This window comes from Streptococcus mitis, assembly GCF_965111725.1.
GTDB classification, from domain to species: Bacteria; Bacillota; Bacilli; order Lactobacillales; family Streptococcaceae; genus Streptococcus; species Streptococcus mitis_DV.
The window spans coordinates 479848-497378 of record NZ_OZ217341.1; the positions used below are offsets into that span (position 1 = coordinate 479848).

Annotated in this window: 14 protein-coding genes and 2 pseudogenes; 6 read left to right on the forward strand and 10 right to left on the reverse strand. The window is 38.5% G+C overall.

Annotated elements, in window-relative coordinates:
* Positions 1 to 32: 32 nt before the first annotated feature.
* Positions 33 to 1919 carry a sucrose-specific PTS transporter subunit IIBC gene (locus ACLV7Q_RS02545; protein ID WP_225904707.1) on the forward strand — a complete coding sequence of 629 codons (1887 nt, stop codon included), beginning with the start codon at positions 33 to 35 and terminating at the stop codon, positions 1917 to 1919.
* Between the two features lie 149 nt (positions 1920 to 2068).
* A complete protein-coding gene (scrK, locus tag ACLV7Q_RS02550) occupies positions 2069 to 2956 on the forward strand; it encodes a fructokinase ScrK (protein ID WP_218757417.1) in 888 nt (295 codons plus the stop codon).
* A 42-nt stretch (positions 2957 to 2998) separates the two neighbouring features.
* On the opposite strand, the gene ACLV7Q_RS02555 is transcribed toward scrK, so the two are convergent.
* Together ACLV7Q_RS02555 and ACLV7Q_RS02560 are read right to left on the reverse strand one after the other, a co-directional pair.
* The gene (locus tag ACLV7Q_RS02555; protein WP_218757418.1) at positions 2999 to 3616 is read right to left on the reverse strand and encodes a TVP38/TMEM64 family protein; all 618 of its coding nucleotides are present in this window, start codon (positions 3614 to 3616) and stop codon (positions 2999 to 3001) included.
* 379 nt (positions 3617 to 3995) lie between these two features.
* Positions 3996 to 4260: pseudogene (locus ACLV7Q_RS02560) on the reverse strand (IS30 family transposase); the annotation flags it as partial.
* A gap of 335 nt (positions 4261 to 4595) precedes the next feature.
* Here ACLV7Q_RS02560 and ACLV7Q_RS02565 point away from each other — a divergent pair.
* From ACLV7Q_RS02565 to ACLV7Q_RS02575, 3 genes are all read left to right on the forward strand, one after another.
* A complete protein-coding gene (locus ACLV7Q_RS02565; protein WP_218757419.1) occupies positions 4596 to 5489 on the forward strand; it encodes an ABC transporter ATP-binding protein in 894 nt (297 codons plus the stop codon).
* A complete protein-coding gene (locus tag ACLV7Q_RS02570; protein WP_218757420.1) occupies positions 5486 to 6685 on the forward strand; it encodes an ABC transporter permease in 1200 nt (399 codons plus the stop codon). Before ACLV7Q_RS02565 ends, ACLV7Q_RS02570 begins: the two co-directional genes overlap by 4 nt.
* Positions 6686 to 7472: 787 nt before the next feature.
* Positions 7473 to 7598 (forward strand): hypothetical protein, encoded by a 126-nt coding sequence (locus ACLV7Q_RS02575; protein WP_411865981.1) that lies wholly within the window; start codon positions 7473 to 7475, stop codon positions 7596 to 7598.
* Positions 7599 to 7616: 18 nt separating this feature from the next.
* Here ACLV7Q_RS02575 and ACLV7Q_RS02580 read toward each other — a convergent pair whose 3' ends face one another.
* The 7 genes and pseudogenes from ACLV7Q_RS02580 to ACLV7Q_RS02610 form a co-directional block, all read right to left on the reverse strand.
* The gene (locus ACLV7Q_RS02580; protein ID WP_001288952.1) at positions 7617 to 8312 is read right to left on the reverse strand and encodes an LrgB family protein; all 696 of its coding nucleotides are present in this window, start codon (positions 8310 to 8312) and stop codon (positions 7617 to 7619) included.
* Entirely contained in the window at positions 8309 to 8683 is a 375-nt protein-coding gene (locus tag ACLV7Q_RS02585) for a CidA/LrgA family protein (protein ID WP_000781325.1), read from the reverse strand. The genes ACLV7Q_RS02580 and ACLV7Q_RS02585 overlap by 4 nt, the downstream gene beginning before the upstream one ends.
* A gap of 185 nt (positions 8684 to 8868) precedes the next feature.
* Positions 8869 to 10417: pseudogene (locus ACLV7Q_RS02590) on the reverse strand (ATP-binding cassette domain-containing protein).
* A 272-nt stretch (positions 10418 to 10689) separates the two neighbouring features.
* Positions 10690 to 11775 (reverse strand): N-acetylmuramoyl-L-alanine amidase family protein, encoded by a 1086-nt coding sequence (locus ACLV7Q_RS02595; protein WP_218757421.1) that lies wholly within the window; start codon positions 11773 to 11775, stop codon positions 10690 to 10692.
* A gap of 12 nt (positions 11776 to 11787) precedes the next feature.
* On the reverse strand, positions 11788 to 13008 hold the full coding sequence (locus tag ACLV7Q_RS02600) for a caspase family protein (protein ID WP_218757422.1): 1221 nt from the start codon (positions 13006 to 13008) through the stop codon (positions 11788 to 11790).
* Between the two features lie 373 nt (positions 13009 to 13381).
* Positions 13382 to 14467 (reverse strand): N-acetylmuramoyl-L-alanine amidase family protein, encoded by a 1086-nt coding sequence (locus ACLV7Q_RS02605; protein ID WP_218757423.1) that lies wholly within the window; start codon positions 14465 to 14467, stop codon positions 13382 to 13384.
* Positions 14468 to 14479: 12 nt separating this feature from the next.
* On the reverse strand, positions 14480 to 15718 hold the full coding sequence (locus ACLV7Q_RS02610) for a caspase family protein (RefSeq protein WP_218757424.1): 1239 nt from the start codon (positions 15716 to 15718) through the stop codon (positions 14480 to 14482).
* A 99-nt stretch (positions 15719 to 15817) separates the two neighbouring features.
* Between ACLV7Q_RS02610 and ACLV7Q_RS02615 the strand changes: the two genes are divergently transcribed.
* The gene (locus ACLV7Q_RS02615) at positions 15818 to 16684 is read left to right on the forward strand and encodes a helix-turn-helix domain-containing protein (protein WP_218757425.1); all 867 of its coding nucleotides are present in this window, start codon (positions 15818 to 15820) and stop codon (positions 16682 to 16684) included.
* 76 nt (positions 16685 to 16760) lie between these two features.
* Here ACLV7Q_RS02615 and ACLV7Q_RS02620 read toward each other — a convergent pair whose 3' ends face one another.
* A complete protein-coding gene (locus tag ACLV7Q_RS02620; protein ID WP_218757426.1) occupies positions 16761 to 17528 on the reverse strand; it encodes a hypothetical protein in 768 nt (255 codons plus the stop codon).
* Between the last annotated feature and the right edge of the window lie 3 nt (positions 17529 to 17531).

The window sequence follows — 17531 nt, forward strand, 5'->3', positions numbered from 1 at the left end:
GAACAAAATTTTATATAAGGAGATTTTTGCAAATGAACAATCAGGAAATTGCAAAAAAAGTCATCGATGCCTTGGGCGGACGTGAAAATGTCAACAGTGTTGCCCACTGTGCGACTCGTCTTCGTGTCATGGTCAAAGATGAAGGAAAAATCAATAAAGAAGTGATTGAGAACTTGGAAAAAGTTCAAGGTGCTTTCTTTAACTCAGGTCAATACCAAATCATCTTTGGTACTGGTACAGTAAACAAAATGTACGATGAAGTTGTTGCACTTGGTTTGCCAACATCATCTAAAGATGACATGAAAGCAGAAGCTGCGAAACAAGGGAACTGGTTCCAACGTGCTATCCGTACTTTCGGTGACGTTTTCGTTCCAATCATCCCAGTTATTGTAGCGACAGGTCTCTTCATGGGTGTGCGTGGCCTTTTCAACGCTCTTGAAATGCCACTTCCAGGTGACTTTGCAATTTACACACAAATCTTGACAGATACAGCCTTCATCATCTTGCCAGGTTTGGTTGTGTGGTCAACCTTCCGTGTATTCGGTGGAAATCCTGCCGTTGGTATCGTTCTTGGTATGATGCTTGTTTCTGGCTCACTTCCAAACGCTTGGGCGGTTGCTTCAGGTGGTGAAGTAACAGCTATGAACTTCTTTGGTTTCATCCCTGTTGTTGGTTTGCAAGGTTCCGTTCTTCCAGCCTTCATCATCGGGGTTGTCGGAGCTAAATTTGAAAAAGCTGTCCGCAAGGTTGTTCCAGATGTCATTGACCTCTTGGTAACGCCATTCGTGACACTTTTGGTCATGTCTATCCTTGGACTCTTTGTCATCGGACCAGTCTTCCACATTGTTGAAAACTATATCCTTATTGGTACAAAAGCAATTCTTGGCTTGCCACTTGGTCTTGGTGGTTTCTTGATTGGTGGGGTTCACCAATTAATCGTCGTGTCAGGTGTGCACCACATCTTCAACTTGCTTGAAGTGCAATTGCTTGCTGCTGACCATGCTAACCCATTCAACGCGATCATCACAGCTGCTATGACAGCGCAAGGTGCTGCGACTGTTGCGGTTGGTGTTAAAACGAAAAATCCAAAACTTAAAACACTTGCTTTCCCAGCTGCTCTTTCTGCCTTCCTCGGTATTACAGAGCCTGCTATCTTCGGGGTGAACTTGCGCTTCCGTAAACCATTCTTCCTCTCATTGATTGCTGGTGCAATCGGTGGTGGATTGGCTTCTATCCTTGGACTTGCTGGTAATGGTAGTGGTATCACCATCATCCCTGGTACAATGCTTTATGTTGGTAACGGACAACTTGCCCAATACCTTCTTATGGTAGCTGTATCATTTGCACTTGGTTTTGCTCTTACTTACATGTTTGGTTATGAGGATGAAAAAGAAGTTGCTACTGAAGCGGCGACAGAACGTTTGGTCCAAGAAGAAACAACTGGCAACATTCCAGCAGCTCTTCAAAATGAAACACTTGTAACTCCTATCGTCGGTGATGTTGTCGCTCTTGCTGATGTCAATGACCCAGTCTTCTCAAGTGGAGCTATGGGACAAGGTATCGCTGTGAAACCAAGTCAAGGTGTGGTTTATGCACCAGCTGATGCTGAAGTTTCAATCGCATTTCCAACAGGGCACGCTTTTGGTTTGAAAACAAGAAATGGTGCTGAAGTCTTGATCCACGTTGGTATTGACACTGTATCTATGAATGGTGAAGGTTTTGAAGCAAAAGTTGCTCAAGGTGACAAGGTTAAAGCGGGCGATGTTCTTGGAACATTTGACTCAAACAAAATCGCTGCAGCTGGACTTGATGATACAACAATGGTTATCGTTACAAATACAGCTGACTACGCTTCAGTAGCTCCAGTCGCAACAGGTTCAGTTGCGAAGGGGGATGCCGTTATTGAAGTGAAAATTTAATCAATCCTCTCTAATGTGAAAACGAACAAATGACATGTTTGTTCGTTTTTGCTTGAATGGTAAGATTTACAGAGGAAAATCTAAAAAATAGAGAAATTTAGACTTTCGAAATATGCTATAATAAAGAAAATAAAAACAAGAGGTTTATCATGACAAAATTATATGGAAGCTTGGAAGCGGGCGGTACAAAGTTTGTCTGTGCTGTCGGTGATGAAAACTTTAACGTTGTAGAAAAAACACAATTTCCAACAACAACTCCAATCGAAACAATCGATAAAACCATCGAGTTCTTCTCAAAATTCGATAATCTTGCTGGTCTTGCAGTTGGTTCATTTGGTCCGATTGATATTGATAAAAACTCAAAAACCTATGGCTTTATCACAACAACTCCAAAACCGAACTGGGCAAATGTGGACTTGCTTGGTGCCCTTCGTCGCGCCCTCAACGTGCCAATGTACTTCACAACAGACGTAAACAGCTCTGCTTATGGTGAAGTGGTTGCCCGTAACAATGCTGGTGGTCGTATCGAAAACTTGGTTTACTACACAATCGGTACAGGTATCGGTGCAGGTGTCATCCAACGTGGTGAGTTTATCGGTGGTGTGGGTCATCCTGAAATGGGTCATTACTATGTGGCTAGACACCCAATGGATATTGAAAAAGAGTTTAAGGGTGTTTGTCCTTTCCATAAGGGATGTCTGGAAGGCTATGCAGCTGGTCCAAGTCTGGAAGCTCGTACAGGTGTTCGTGGGGAAAATATTGAACTCAACAACCCTGTTTGGGATGTTCAAGCCTACTATATCGCTCAAGCTGCGGTTAATGCGACAGTGACTTTCCGCCCAGACGTGATTGTCTTTGGTGGAGGGGTCATGGCTCAACAACACATGCTGGACCGTGTCCGTGAGAAATTTACAGCTCTCCTTAATAGTTACCTACCAGTACCAGATGTGCGTGACTACATCGTCACTCCAGCAGTCGCAGGAAATGGTTCTGCTACTCTTGGAAACTTTGTCCTTGCAAAAGAAGTTTCAAAATAAAGCACAAGATCCGCTTGGGAAACCAAACGGATTTTTTATGTGTCAAAGCATTTGCCAGAAGAAGTCGATAATATAAGTCAGACCGTAGGTATAAACCACGAGGGTAAAGGGTTTGGTCAGAATGATGATGGTCATATAGCGCTTGAAACTCATCTTGGTCAGGGCAGCCAGCATACAGAGAAAGTCAGCTGGACTAATGGGCCAAATCATCATAAAGATAAAGAAACGGTCAAAACGATTGCCCTTATCCAACCAGCCGATATACTTGTCATAGGTGCGCTTGTTGACGACAGACTGGACAAAGGCAGCTCCGTAGAGGCGCACCAGATAAAAGATAATGGCACAGCCAATGACAATGCCGATATAGTTGTAGATAGTTCCGATGATGTGGCCGTAGATAAAGACGCCAGCCACCGAGGTCAAGGCCCCAGGAATGATAGGGACGACCGTTTGTAAAATCTGTAAAAAGATAAAGAGAGGTGGCCCCCAGATGCCTGCCTGCTGGATAAAGGCAGAGAGGGTTTCCTTGGATTGTAAAATCCCAGCCTGATAAGCCCAAATACAGAAAATCAAACTCCCAACACCACCGACAATCGATGAGATGTTGATAACTTGCTGTAAAAGGGGAGAAACAGCTTTCATTTGTTTATCCTGTGACATGTAAACTCCTCATAGATAGTATAACTCTACTATACCATATTTTGGAGGAGAAAGGGGGAATGAGTCTTTTTGATGAGGAATAGAAAGTAAATAGGTATACTTCCTAAAGTTTACATGTATTCTAAGTTTAGAATAATCGTAATTCCATAAATTTACAAGTATTCTACGTTTCGAATAGCTTATCTGATATAATTTTGAGGCATTCGAGCTTTTGAATAGTCATCTTCTCTAAAGTTTAGATGTGTTCTGAAGCTAGAAAGACTAAAATCTAAAAATAATAAGAGTCTCTCTGATGGACGTAATTTATGTCTAGTATGAATCTTTTGAATCGTTAGTTAATGTTAATATTAATCAGTTCTGAAATAATTACTAAATATAGTTAGACGGTGAATGAATTATTGCTAAATTTCGAGTTCAAGTTAGCCATCAAGAAGTCTTCTCTGAGCGACTTGTAGTTCAAGAATTTTTTAGGATAGTTGTTAATGCATTTTTCGATGAATGCGATTTCTTTGGGAGTCGTTTTCTTAGTTCCCTTAGGCTTAGGTAACCATTTACGAATGAGCTTGTTGTGATTTTCATTAGATCGCATAGTAGATATGTTCCTTAGAAAACACATCAGACAAGCGGTTGAATTCCGTTCCGTCCATTAGTAGATAAAGGATTACTCCTTCTTGAAATGACAGATGAACTTGTTTCTTATAAAAAATGTTGTCAAGAAATTGTCCGTTTTTTCCAGAAGTTTTAGAGGAAGAAAACTTTATGAGGAAAAAGAACTTACTCAAATAACAATTCAGGATAAAAAACTGACAGTTGAGGAGCAGAGTGGATAAATTAAGTTTGCTACTGTATAATGGATTTATCACTAAAAACGCTCCATGCCATATTTTACACAGTATTAGTCTTCTAAAAATGGACAGAAGTCATTGTAAAGGCTATCAAAAAGGAGTATAGTGAGTGAAAGAAATTTCGGAGGTTAAAGATGCTAGAAGTAAGAAGTCTAGAGAAAAGTTTTGGACCCAAGCAAGTTTTGTTTGGTATTGACTTTCAAGCGCGACCAGGTCGTATTTTGGGATTAGTCGGAAAAAATGGTGCTGGGAAAACAACGATTTTCCATAGTATTTTGAAGTTTTTAGAATACCAAGGAGAAATCAGTCTGGATGGTCAGGATATTCGTCAGGAGACCTATGCTCGGATTGGTTATCTGCCTGAAGAACGCAGTCTCATGCCTAAATTGACAGTCCTTGAACAAGTTCGTTACTTGGCGACTCTAAAAGGTATGGATGCCAAGGAAATTAAGGAAAAACTCCCTCAATGGATGAAGAAGTTGGAAGTGAAAGGAAAGCTGACAGATAAAATCAAGAGCCTGTCAAAAGGAAATCAGCAGAAGATCCAGCTTATTATTACTCTGATTCATGAGCCAGACTTGATTATCTTGGATGAGCCTTTCAGTGGCTTGGATCCAGTCAATACTGAATTGCTCAAGCAAGTCATCTTTCAGGAAAAAGAACGTGGGGCAACCATTATCTTTTCTGACCATGTTATGACCAACGTCGAGGAGCTTTGTGACGATATTCTCATGATCCGAGATGGCCGTGTGGTCTTGCATGGACCAGTTCAGGATGTTCGCAATCAATACGGGAAAACGCGTCTCTTTGTTTCAAGTGAACGAAGCAAGGAAGAATTGGAAAATCTTCCTCATGTCAAGCAGGTGAGTTTGACCAAACAAGGCAGTTGGAAATTGATTTTGGAGGATGAGAGCGCTGGAAGGGAACTCTTCCCAATCTTGACTCAGGGGCAATATATCGCAACCTTTGACCAGCAAGCGCCAACAATCGATGAAATCTTTAAACTAGAATCAGGGGTGGAAGTATGAGAAATATGTGGGTTGTAATCAAGGAAACCTATCTTCGACATGTCAAATCGTGGAGTTTCTTCTTTATGGTGATTTCACCATTCTTGTTTATCGGTCTCTCTGGAGGAATTGGCTATCTCCAAGGCTCTTCTATGGCTCAGAGTGGCAAGATAGCAGTAGTTAGCACTGTTCCAGCTGTGACAGACAGTCTTAAATCTACCAATGGTCTCAATTTTGATTATCAGGATGAAGCAAGTGCCAAAGAAGCGATTAAAGATGAAAAATTAAAAGGCTATTTGACCATTGATCAAGAAGATAGTGTTCTAAAGGCAGTTTATCATGGCGAAACATCGCTTGAAAATGGAATTAAATTTGAGGTTACAGGTACACTCAATGAACTGCAAAATCAGCTTAATCGTTCAACGGCCTCCTTATCTCAAGAGCAGGAAAAACGCTTAGCGCAGACAGTTCAATTCACAGAAAAGATTGATGAAGCCAAGGAAAATAAAAAGTTTATTCAAACAATTGCAGCAGGCGCCTTAGGATTCTTTCTTTATATGATTCTGATTACCTATGCGGGTGTAACAGCTCAGGAAGTTGCCAGTGAAAAAGGCACCAAAATTATGGAAGTCGTTTTTTCTAGCATAAGGGCAAGTCACTATTTCTATGCGCGGATGATGGCTCTATTTCTAGTGATTTTAACGCATATTGGGATTTATGTTGTAGGTGGTCTGGCAGCCATTCTGTTCTTTAAAGATTTGCCATTCTTGGCTCAGTCTGGTGTTTTAGATCACTTGGGAGATGCCTTCTCTCTAAATACCTTGCTCTTTATTTTGGTTAGTCTCTTTATGTACGTCGTCTTGGCGGCCTTTCTAGGTTCTATGGTTTCTCGTCCGGAGGACGCAGGAAAAGCCTTGTCGCCTTTGATGATTTTGATTATGGGTGGTTTTTTTGGAGTGACAGCTCTAGGTGCAGCTGGTGACAATCTCATCTTGAAGATTGGTTCTTATATTCCCTTTATTTCGACCTTCTTCATGCCATTTAGAACCATTAATGGCTATGCGGGGGGAGCAGAAGCATGGATTTCACTTGCTATTACAGTGATTTTTGCGGTGGTAGCAACCGGATTTATCGGACGCATGTATGCTAGTCTAGTCCTTCAAACAGATGATTTAGGAATCTGGAAAACCTTTAAACGTGCCTTAGCTTATAAATAGAAGAGCCTCGCGAAAGCGAGGTTTTTTAGAAATGAAAAGAGTGAAATCACGAACCTAATTATTCACACATTATGTAAACAGGTTGCTTGAAAACTCAATTGTATAGTGAACTGAATCTGGAATAGGATAATATTGCTTCTAAAACATTCTTATAAATTGATTTGAATTCCAAAATCCCATCGTTCCGTTCTTATTTTATTTTGCGATATAGTGAAAGGAAATAAGTCAGCCCACAAAAAATGCATACTACCAGGATTTTTCAAGACTTGGTAGTATGCGTTTTTTGATTGTGAAGACTTTTCATCCAGCCTCTTTATGTGATAAAGTATCGTTAATATTCAATGAAAATCAGACTGGGAAGTTAGCGGAAGGATCTTCGAAACTATGTTTTGAGGTTTAGGAACTGACCAAGTCAGTAACATATACACACTAAGGACAAGCTGACGTGGTTTGAAGAGTATAAAAATCTGTTTCGTAAGCATCTAATAATAGGGTGTTTTGATAGTGTAATCATTTGGATAAGCATTATAGTATAGTGATATGAAATCAACTAAACTAAATAAGAAATATAGATTATCAAAACTCTTTTAAAAGATTGCATTAAATCTAAATAACATAGATGTCTTCAGCGTGTGCTGTCTCATCTTATGCGAAAATCTTATAAGGAGAGTATAGAAAATCTCGATTGTAATCAACTAACTGATTGGAGAAATGTATAAATATGAGAAGTTAGCCCCCATGTCACTACCATAATGAGATTGCTCGAATTCCTTGCTTTTTATACTCAATGAAAATTAAAGAGCAAACTAGGAAACTAGTCGCAGGTTGCTCAAAACACTGTTTTGAGGTTGTGGATAAGACTGACGAAGTCAGTTACCTATACCTACGGCAAGGCGACGTTGACGCGGTTTGAAGAGATTTTCGAAGAGTATTAACTCAATATCAAACTGGCTACGATAGGGCTGACAAAGACATAGAGAATACCAGTGACACCGATAGCCAAACCACCCATAGCTCCTGCTACAGATCCGTATCGGAAGGCTGTCCCTGTTCCGACTGCATGGCCTGTTCCTCCAAGGGAAAGACCAACAGCTACTGGATCATCTATTTTCAACCACTTCAAAAGGGTTGGGCCGATTACACTGGTTAAAATCCCAGTCGCCACTACAACCACCAAGGTCACAGTAGTCAGACCTTGCAATTTTTCTGTTATTCCTACTGCCATGGCGGTTGTTACTGACTTGGGAAAAAGAGAAATGGCTAAGAAAAAGTCCATGCCAAAAATCTTAGCCACAAGAGCTGTGAAAGAGGTATTGACAACTACCGCTAATAGACTTCCAAAAAGAATACTCCGAGCATGATGCTTCATCAAGTGAAAACTCTTATAAAGCGGAATACCTAGAGCAACAGTCGATGGGACAATCAAGTTGTTCAGATAAACCCCACCTTGGTAGTAATCTTGGTAAGAAATACCCGTCACTTTCAGAAAGATAATAATGAAAACAGCTGATAAAAGCAAGGGCGTTGTCAATGGATGAGGAAAACGTCTGTAAATCAGCATTCCCACTAGATAAGCTAAGATAGACAGGGCAAGCCCAAACAGGGGATTGGAAACAAATTCACTCATTTGGCATCTCCTTTCTCATAATCTCCCTCAAACCGTCTCTTGATGAACTGAACTACCAAGGCTATGAGGATAATATTGATGACTGCTGCAAAAAAGACAATCAAAACAATAGGCAAGAGATAGGGAGCAATCACATCAAACTTCTCCATGATTCCCACTGCTGGCGGCAAAAAGAGAATGGTCATATTGGCTAGCAAGAAATTCCCCACCATATTGACATGCCTAGTTCTCAGCCACTTGAATTGTAGGGCTAGAAAGAGAATAATCAAACCGATAATACTGCCTGGGATGGGCAAATGAAAGAAACTGGAAATCCCCTCTCCGATTAGAGAAATCACAAAGAGAATCATTAATTGAACATATAATTTCATCCTATACTCCACGAAATAGACTTCTTGCATACCAGTTTACTCTTTTTTCAGAAAATTTCAAGGAAATGCACCAAGAGATAATGAAAATTAAAGAACAAACTAGGAAGTCAGCTGCATGTTGCTCAAAGCAAAGTATTGGGTTTGTAGGTCAAACTGACATAGTTTGAAGCGATTTTCGAAGAATATTACTTTTTTTTGCTTAAGTGAATGACTTGATTATAGTGTTTTAAGTCTTCTTCTGTGTAGTGGTGAATGACTTCAATGACTGTCTGTGGTAGGGAGAAGAGCAAGTCGCTAATTTTTCTGCTATTTTCCGAGTCAAGATTGGCCTTAATCTCATCGGCTAAGATGAGTTGGCTATCATGGTAGAGGGCACGAGCGATTTCTAGGCGTTGTTTCTCGCCACCAGACAGACTGTCATTGCTGAGGGTTCGATTTTTCAAATGATCTAATCCCGTTTTTTTTGAGGATAAGATTTAAAGTCTCTGGATTTTTATCCAGTCCTAGAAGGATATTGTCTTCCAGAGATAGCGTGTCAAAGCAATGGCTATCTTGGAGAATATAGGAACTAATACTTGTGATTTCTTGACGTGACAGGTTCTGACCAGCAAAGCTAATCTGACCACTTGTTGGTGTCTCTTCTCCATGAATGATATTGAGCAGGGTTGTTTTACCAGAGCCACTTTCCCCGATAATGGCAATTTTTTCTCCTTGCTTGATGTGTATGGAAATCGGAGACAAGAGGCTATTCCCCTCTTTTTCAAGGGAGATGGTGTCAAGTTGGATAGGGAAAATATTTTCTATGCTTCTAGGCGAGATGGGATCAGACTGGTTCAAAAGTTTTTGGTATTTGTTGAGAAGAGTTCGATTCGCTTTTCGGGTGTTGGTAAAGTAAGCCAACTCTTGGAATTGATAGCCGATATTATGGGAAACCAGATAGATGGCCACAAAACTAGCCGCATCTAAATAATTATAGTAGGTCATAAAGCCACCGATGACAATAGGTGTGACGGAGCAAAAGGCATCGATGCTATTGATCAAGAGACTGTTTAAAGTTCGTTGCTTTTCATAGTTGATTTCGACATCCAGACTGGTTTGTAATTGCTTTTGATAGTGAGCAAAAAAGTAGTCTTGCCCCTGATAATGGCGAATTTGTTGGCTACCACCAATAAAATTTGTCAAGCTTGCTAAGTAGCTCTGGTTAACAGTGGACCGCTTTTCAGAAAGTGAATCCAAACGCTTGGATCCGATAGCACTGCAGAGTACAGGAAAGGAGTAGAAGAGGATGAAAATCAAGCCCAGGTGAAAATTGGTCCACAGGGCATAGAGAATGGACACAGTTGTGAAGCCAAGAGAAGAAATGATGATGACCGTTGGCTCAATATAGCTTTCTTCTAGTTGCTTGACGTCGTTTTCTAGGTCAGACAAAATATCCTTTTCATCAATCTCATAACTATTTAAAAATCGCTTGAAAATAGCACTCTTGATTCCATATTTGAAGTCAGTAATCAAACGAGCGTAGTAATAGCGTTTCCCAGCCAAGCCTAGTAAGAGGATGAGGTTTCCAAGGATTCCTAGAATCAATACTTTCCAAAGAAGGCCTAGTTCTTGATTGGTAAAACTGGCAACAATATTCTGAACAAGGGCTGGCGTGATAATTGCTTCCAGCCAAGTAATGGCAATAGAAAAGAAGTAAAGTACGAGGTGTTTCTTAGTAACAAATCTTCTCAGCATAAAGAGTTGCCCTCCTTATCGATATACATGTAATCAGTTTTAAAGTTATTATACTCCTTTATCTCAAATACTTCATATAAAAATGTAATTTTTGGGGATATACAATTAAATGAAAATATCGTACTGACACAGATTAAAACAAAAAGCGAACAAAACAGAATTCGTTGTTTCGATTCGCTTTTTGTATTATTATCTAGTTTTTTTGTAGCTCTGATAACATTTAGTCTGGGCATGTACACTAATAGCTGATGGAATAAAATGTGTACATTAGATTATTTCCAAGCGCCACTGGAATCTACATAGTAACCATCTGGTGTGTAGGTATTGTGAAGCATCTTACCTGATGAAGCGAGGTAGTACCAAGATCCACTATCTTTTACCCAGCCTGTTGCCATAGAACCTGAGTTGTTTAGATAATACCAAGATCCACTATCTTTGATCCAACCTGTCGCCATAGAACCTGAGTCTCTTAGGTAATACCAAGAGTGATTATCATATAGCCAGTCACTAGAAATCATAGCTCCTGATGATTTAAAGGCATACCAGTTGCCACCCTGATAGAGCCAAGTTTGATTGAACATGACCCCTTTATCATTCATAAAGTACCAAGTTCCCTTGTCCTTAACCCAATCGTTCTGCACTAGTTGACCTTGTTTTTGATAGTACCACTTTTCACCTTGATTATTTTTTAGATTTAGCCAGCTTTCTGATTTTATAATTGGATAAAGTTCTCTGAAGACTCCTCCATCATCATATTTATGACTGATAGTCCCTGGTTTTACAAGTTTAATATTACCATACTCCTCTGCCCAAGCATAGACTTTTTGACCATTGAGAGTCTCTGGTAAGGTAGCAGTGTAGGTCTTGGTTTGATAGTCCCATTTAGTATCAAGGTAGGTGTATTGATCATTTGATTCTTTAATCTGGTAGTAGCCACTCTTTCCACCATTATATACGTCATCTACCACTTTAGTGGACCAGGTTTTTACTTCATTTCCGCTCTTGGCTTCTACCTTGATATCTCCTCTATAGCCATAAGGTACATAGAAATTCAGGTACCGTCCCTCTGTACCGACCATAGACTTGTCCTTTTCTTGACCTAGGAAATTGACAGTCTGATCTTGACCATTGAGACTGACCGTCCACTCGATTTTCTCAGTTTTTGGTAAATCCAAGACTTTGATATCCACTTCATGGCCATTGTTAAATCGAAGAATTTTGCCATCTTGATACTTAACGCCACCCTTAATAACCCACTCTTCTTCAAGATCGAAGGCCTTTCCCGAATGAGGGAAAGCAAGTAAAGCTAAACCTGCTAGAGACAAACTAAATAATGTGATTTTTTTTGATACTTTCATTTTCTTAACTCCTTATTTTTGGAATAAAACAAATTGACTGTTTTTTGGATAAACTTCAATATGTTGTTTATGATTTTGTTTTAAGACTTGTTCACGTGAGTAAGAATACAATTCGTTTAACGTGATTCTATTGTTATAATTTTGATCAGCAATTAAAGAACCTTGAGATTGCTGTACAGGGTTCCATCCTGAACCTAAAGACCAATATTTAGTTGCCAAACTTAAAGCTCCGCCGCTAGAGTATTCTGACGAACTTGATGAGCAGAGTACTAAAAATTTAGAGTCAATCATCTCACCTGCTTTTTCGCCACCATTCATATTAGAAAAACCTGATACAAATTCATCTAAATCAAAATATTTCGTAGAGGCTTCTTCATTGGCTTCACCTGTATTATCTTTAGAAATAATTGTCCCAGCGTGACAACAATCCAGCATAACCACAAACTTACCCTTATATTGTTTCAGTATAGATGCCAATTCCCAACCTGAAAATGTTAGACCATCGCTACCAAGATAGATTCTTCCGTCTCTTCCTCCATGACAAGTAAGGTAAAGATAGTTCACATCGCTTTCGCTAGAAGATTTGAAAAGTTCTTCCATTTTTGCAATAATCTCGGACTTGGTTTTATCTGGGAAACGAACAACTTCGCTAAAGTTTTGGTTACTAAATACCTTTTCCATAGCATTAACGTCTTCGATAGGTACTGCTCTCGTTGATGTTTCACCAAGAACTAAAGCACGGCGATTAATCGTTTGTCTTGCCCCACTACTAGCAAAGAAATAAGTATCATCTCCAATATTGTGCCAACCTGTCTGCATAGCACCGCTGTCAGCTAAATAATATTGTTTTCCTTCGATAGTCTGTAGGCCAGTTTGCATGACACCGCTAGTATTTAAATAGTACCAACTACCAGAAATCAAACCCCAGCCTGTTTTCATAGCACCACTATCATCTAGATAATACCAATTTCCATACTCATTGAACCAACCTGTTTTCATCCAACCTTCACTATCAAAATAGTACCAGGTTTCATTGATCTTTTCCCACCCGTTTTTAGTGTAAGAACCGTCAGAATGTTTATACCACCAACGACCATTCGATTGAATCCAACTGCCATTAGAGTGACTATAAGACTTGGGAGAAATAGATTCTTGTGCAGAAACTGGACTATTTACTGATAGTGATGTCACTAGGCTCAGTAAAGCAACTGATGACAATAAAATTTTTTTCATAATCATATTGTCCTTTCTGTTTTATTTTTGTATAATCATAATCATATCACAAATAAAAAAACAGGTTTTATTTTTTGCAGAAATGGAAGAGGAATACTATGGAAAATTTTGGAACAGTTTTAAAGTGCTTGCCTTTTGTAGTATAATTGTCTTGCATCTCTGTGCCTTTCTTATGTTTTTGACTGAATAAAAGTCTAATAAGTAGGAGAGGTTCTTTTCCATAATTTCTCGAATAGAATACAAAAAGCGAACAAAACAGAATTCATTGTTTCGATTCGCTTTTTGTATTATTATCTAGATTTTTTGTAGCTCTGATAACATTTAGTTTGAGCATGTACACTAATAGTTGATGGAAAAAAATGTGTACTTTAGATTATTTCCAAGCGCCACTGGCATCTACATAGTAGCCATCTGGTGTGTAGGTATTGTGAAGCATCTTACCTGATGAAGCAAGGTAATACCAAGAGCCGCTATCTTTCACCCAGCCTGTTGCCATAGAACCTGAGTTGTTTAGATAATACCAAGATCCACTATCTTTGATCCAACCTGTCGCCATAGAACCTGAGTCTTTTAGGTAATACCAAGAGTGATTATCATATAGCCAATCACTAGCAATCATAGCTCCTGATGATTTAAAGGCATACCAGTTGCCACCTTGATAGAGCCAAGTTTGATTGAACATGACCCCTTTATCATTCATAAAGTACCAAGTTCCCTTGTCCTTAACCCAAGCATTTTGAACTAATTGTCCTTGTTTTTGATAGTACCAGGTTTCACCGTCACTATTTTTTAGATTTAGCCAGCTTTCTGCTTTTACAATCGGATAAAGTTCTCTGAAGACTCCCCCCCCTTTGTAGAAATGACTGATAGTCCCTGGTTTTACAAGTTTAATATTATCATACTCCTCTGCCCAAGCAAAGACTTTTTGACCATTGATAGTCTCTGGTAAGGTAGCAGTGTAGGTCTTAGTTTGATAGTCCCATTTAGTATCAAGGTAGGTGTATTGATCATTTGATTCTTTAATACGATAGTAGCCACTCTTTCCACCATTATATACATCATCTACCACTTTAGTGGACCAGGTTTTTACTTCATTTCCGCTCTTGGCCTCGACCTTGATATCTCCTCTATAGCCATAAGGAACATAGAAATTCAGGTAATGTCCTTCTTCTCCGATATTGGATCTATCCACTTCTTGACTTAGGAAATTGACAGTTTGATCTTGACCATTGAGACTGACCCTCCACTCAATTTTCTCAGTTTTTGGTAAATCCAAGACTTTGATATCTATGCTATGACCATTGTTAAATCGAAGAATTTTGTCATCTTGATATACAACTCCTCCTTTAACACGCCAAACTTCTTTAAGCTCAAAGGCCTTTCCCGAATGAGGGAAAGCTAGTAAAGCTAAACCTGCTAGAGATAAACTAAATAATGTGATTTTTTTTGATACTTTCATTTTCTTAACCCCTTATTTTTGGAATAAAACAAATTGGCTGTTTTTAGGATAAACTGATACATGTTGCTCTTCGCGAATTTTTGATGCATCTTCAAGAACTAGAGGATAAGAGTATTGATACAGTTCCTCTAAAGTGATTTTTCCGTTAGCGTTGGTGTCTGCCATAGGCGAAATCATTCTATTTTGAAGCGGATCCCAACCTGTACCCATTGCCCAGTATCTAGTGGCAAGACTACCTACTCCGACTGCACTATACGACTCTTCATCCTTACAAGAGGCACATAGTACGAGGAACTTAGAATTAAGCATTTCACCATTCTTGCTTGCTACATCTCCTGTTGAAAATCCTGCCAAAAATGCTTGTTCATCAAATTTTTCTTCAGACTTGGAGGCAACCTTTTTGTTTGGCTTACCTACATCTATAATTGTTCCTGAATAGCAACAATCCAGCATAACCACAAACTTACCTTTGTATTGTTTCAGTATAGATGCCAATTCCCAACCTGAAAAGGATGTTTTATCGCTACCAATGGCTATCGTCCCATCTTCTCTTCCATGACAAGTAAGGTAAAGATAGTTCACATCGCTTTCGCTAGAAGATTTGAAAAGTTCTTGCATTTTTGCAATAATCTCGGACTTAGTTTTATCTGGGAAACGAACAACTTTACTAAAGTTTTGGTTACTAAAAACCTTTTCCATAGCATTAACGTCTTCGATAGGTACTGCTCTCGTTGATGTTTCACCAAGAACTAAAGCACGGCGATTAATCGTTTGTCTTGCCCCACTACTAGCAAAGAAATAAGTATCATCTCCAATATTGTGCCAACCTGTCTGCATAGCACCGCTATCAGCTAAATAATATTGTTTTCCTTCGATAGTCTGTAGGCCAGTTTGCATGACACCGCTAGTATTTAAATAATACCAGCTACCAGAAACCCAACACCATCCCGTTTTCATAGCACCACTAGTATCTAGATAATACCAATTTCCATATTCATTAAACCAACCTGTTTTCATCCAACCTTCACTATCAAAATAGTACCAGGTTTCACTGATCTTTTCCCACCCGTTTTTAGTGTAAGAACCGTCAGAATGTTTATACCACCAACGACCATTCGATTGAATCCAACTGCCATTAGAGTGACTATAAGCCTTGGGAGAGATAGATTCTTGAGCAGAAACTGGACTATTTACTGGTAGTGTTGTCACTAGGCTCAGTAAAGCAACTGATGACAATAAAATTTTTTTCATAATCATATTGTCCTTTCTGTTTTATTTTTGTATAATCATAATCATATCACAAATAAAAAAAACAGGTTTAATTTTTTGCAGAAATGGAAGAGGAATACTATGGAAAATTTTGGAGCAGTTTTAAAGGATATCCGTATTTCAAAAAATTTTCGTCTTAAAGATTTGGCTTGTGATAAGATTAGTGAGTCAACTATTTCTCGTTTCGAAAATGGGATTACAAAATTATCTATTGATCATTTTTACATGTTGTTAAATCGCCTGGGGATATCATTTTCGGAATTTGAAGAATTAGTTCATTGCTATTATTCCAAAAAAGAATGCTTTTTTGAAGAATTAGAACATGCTGTAAACTCTTCAGATATCATTTTGTTACAAGAACTAATAAAGAAAATAGAGCTAAAACAAAAGCAGGAAAAAACTCTATGCAATTGTCACATAAAGTTGATTGCTGAACAACAGATTAATCGCCTTGCAAACCTTCCTTACAATGCATCTAAATGCAATGAGTTAATAAAGTACTTGCTTTCTGTAGATAATTGGATGGAGTATGAACTGAAAATTTTCTATAATTCGGTGTTTTTTATGAACACTAAAACCATAAGCTTACTATATAGAGCGGTAATCAAGAAAACACGACATTTTTTAAAAACAGATATGGGAACACATAGAGTAATTCCTTTATATTTATTTAATTTAGAATTATTATTAAAAAATAATTTGTTAGATAGCGCTCAATTTTTTATAGATGATTTAGAAAATTTACTGACCAGACAAGGATATTATTTTGAAAAGAATTATTTGCTTTTTTTAAAAGGTATTTATCTCATAAAAACGAATCAAGTAGAGTTAGGTAAAAAAGAATGTTCCAAAGCTATGAGAATATGTAAGGAATATAATGATAGTGTCACAATAGAGAAATTAAACAAGACCTTTAAATCAGATTTAAAAGGATTTGTTTTTAAATAAAGTTAGACGGAAAATGAGATCAAAGAAAAAAGGATAGCCTCTCTGCGATGAGATGTTATCCTTTTTGATTTTAAAATTATTGCAAATTAACCTTGTTTCTCAAAATATAGTAGGTTCCGAGGTAAAAGATAGCTATGAAAATGAGTTCTTCAACAATACTTATACTTGCTCCCATATAGAAATGGTCATTGAGTCCTACAAGTGAATTGACATAGAAATTAGAACTAAGATTGAAGAAAAGTTCAATAAATCCAATGACGATTTGGATACCAATGTAGGCTGCAACAGCGAGTGCTGTACGGTATTCATTGAAAAGCTGTCCAATGGAAATAGCCAAGTAGATGCAGAGGATGCTGGAAATGGTATTTAGTAGGAAGGATATACCTGTAAGAAAGATCTGAGGGAGATGTGTTTCTACAAATGTAATCACATAAGAAAGAGGGATCCATTCTGGAACCGTTATGGTCACAATAATAACAGCACTTAGAACTAGGATAGCAGTGCTAATCATCGACCAGATAAAGGCACCGACTAGTTTGGCTGTGATGATATGGTGTTCAGATACTGGAAGGGTCAAAGTCAGATAGCCTTGTCGGTCATAGACACTGCCTTTAAAGCGTTTAATGATTAAGAAAAGAGTTGAAATCCCAAGTGTAATCATCAAGCCACCAAAGACGAGGGCTAGAAAAAGTAGCATAGTAGGTTGACTTTCTTTGACAGGTAGATTGTTATAGGTCTGTGCTTGTATCCCGATAAGGGTAGAAAGGACTAGCACGGCAGCGTAGAGGGCTAAATACCACTTGTTAACATTTTTAAATTCATAGCGAACTAAATTCCAAAACATAAA

Coding starts and splice junctions, on each gene's coding strand:
- ACLV7Q_RS02545 (WP_225904707.1), top strand. CDS start 33: ATGAACAATCAGGAAATTGCAAAAAAAGTCATCGATGCCTTGGGCGGA.
- scrK (WP_218757417.1), top strand. CDS start 2,069: ATGACAAAATTATATGGAAGCTTGGAAGCGGGCGGTACAAAGTTTGTC.
- ACLV7Q_RS02555 (WP_218757418.1), bottom strand. CDS start 3,616: ATGTCACAGGATAAACAAATGAAAGCTGTTTCTCCCCTTTTACAGCAA.
- ACLV7Q_RS02565 (WP_218757419.1), top strand. CDS start 4,596: ATGCTAGAAGTAAGAAGTCTAGAGAAAAGTTTTGGACCCAAGCAAGTT.
- ACLV7Q_RS02570 (WP_218757420.1), top strand. CDS start 5,486: ATGAGAAATATGTGGGTTGTAATCAAGGAAACCTATCTTCGACATGTC.
- ACLV7Q_RS02575 (WP_411865981.1), top strand. CDS start 7,473: ATGAAAATTAAAGAGCAAACTAGGAAACTAGTCGCAGGTTGCTCAAAA.
- ACLV7Q_RS02580 (WP_001288952.1), bottom strand. CDS start 8,312: ATGAGTGAATTTGTTTCCAATCCCCTGTTTGGGCTTGCCCTGTCTATC.
- ACLV7Q_RS02585 (WP_000781325.1), bottom strand. CDS start 8,683: ATGAAATTATATGTTCAATTAATGATTCTCTTTGTGATTTCTCTAATC.
- ACLV7Q_RS02595 (WP_218757421.1), bottom strand. CDS start 11,775: ATGAAAGTATCAAAAAAAATCACATTATTTAGTTTGTCTCTAGCAGGT.
- ACLV7Q_RS02600 (WP_218757422.1), bottom strand. CDS start 13,008: ATGAAAAAAATTTTATTGTCATCAGTTGCTTTACTGAGCCTAGTGACA.
- ACLV7Q_RS02605 (WP_218757423.1), bottom strand. CDS start 14,467: ATGAAAGTATCAAAAAAAATCACATTATTTAGTTTATCTCTAGCAGGT.
- ACLV7Q_RS02610 (WP_218757424.1), bottom strand. CDS start 15,718: ATGAAAAAAATTTTATTGTCATCAGTTGCTTTACTGAGCCTAGTGACA.
- ACLV7Q_RS02615 (WP_218757425.1), top strand. CDS start 15,818: ATGGAAAATTTTGGAGCAGTTTTAAAGGATATCCGTATTTCAAAAAAT.
- ACLV7Q_RS02620 (WP_218757426.1), bottom strand. CDS start 17,528: ATGTTTTGGAATTTAGTTCGCTATGAATTTAAAAATGTTAACAAGTGG.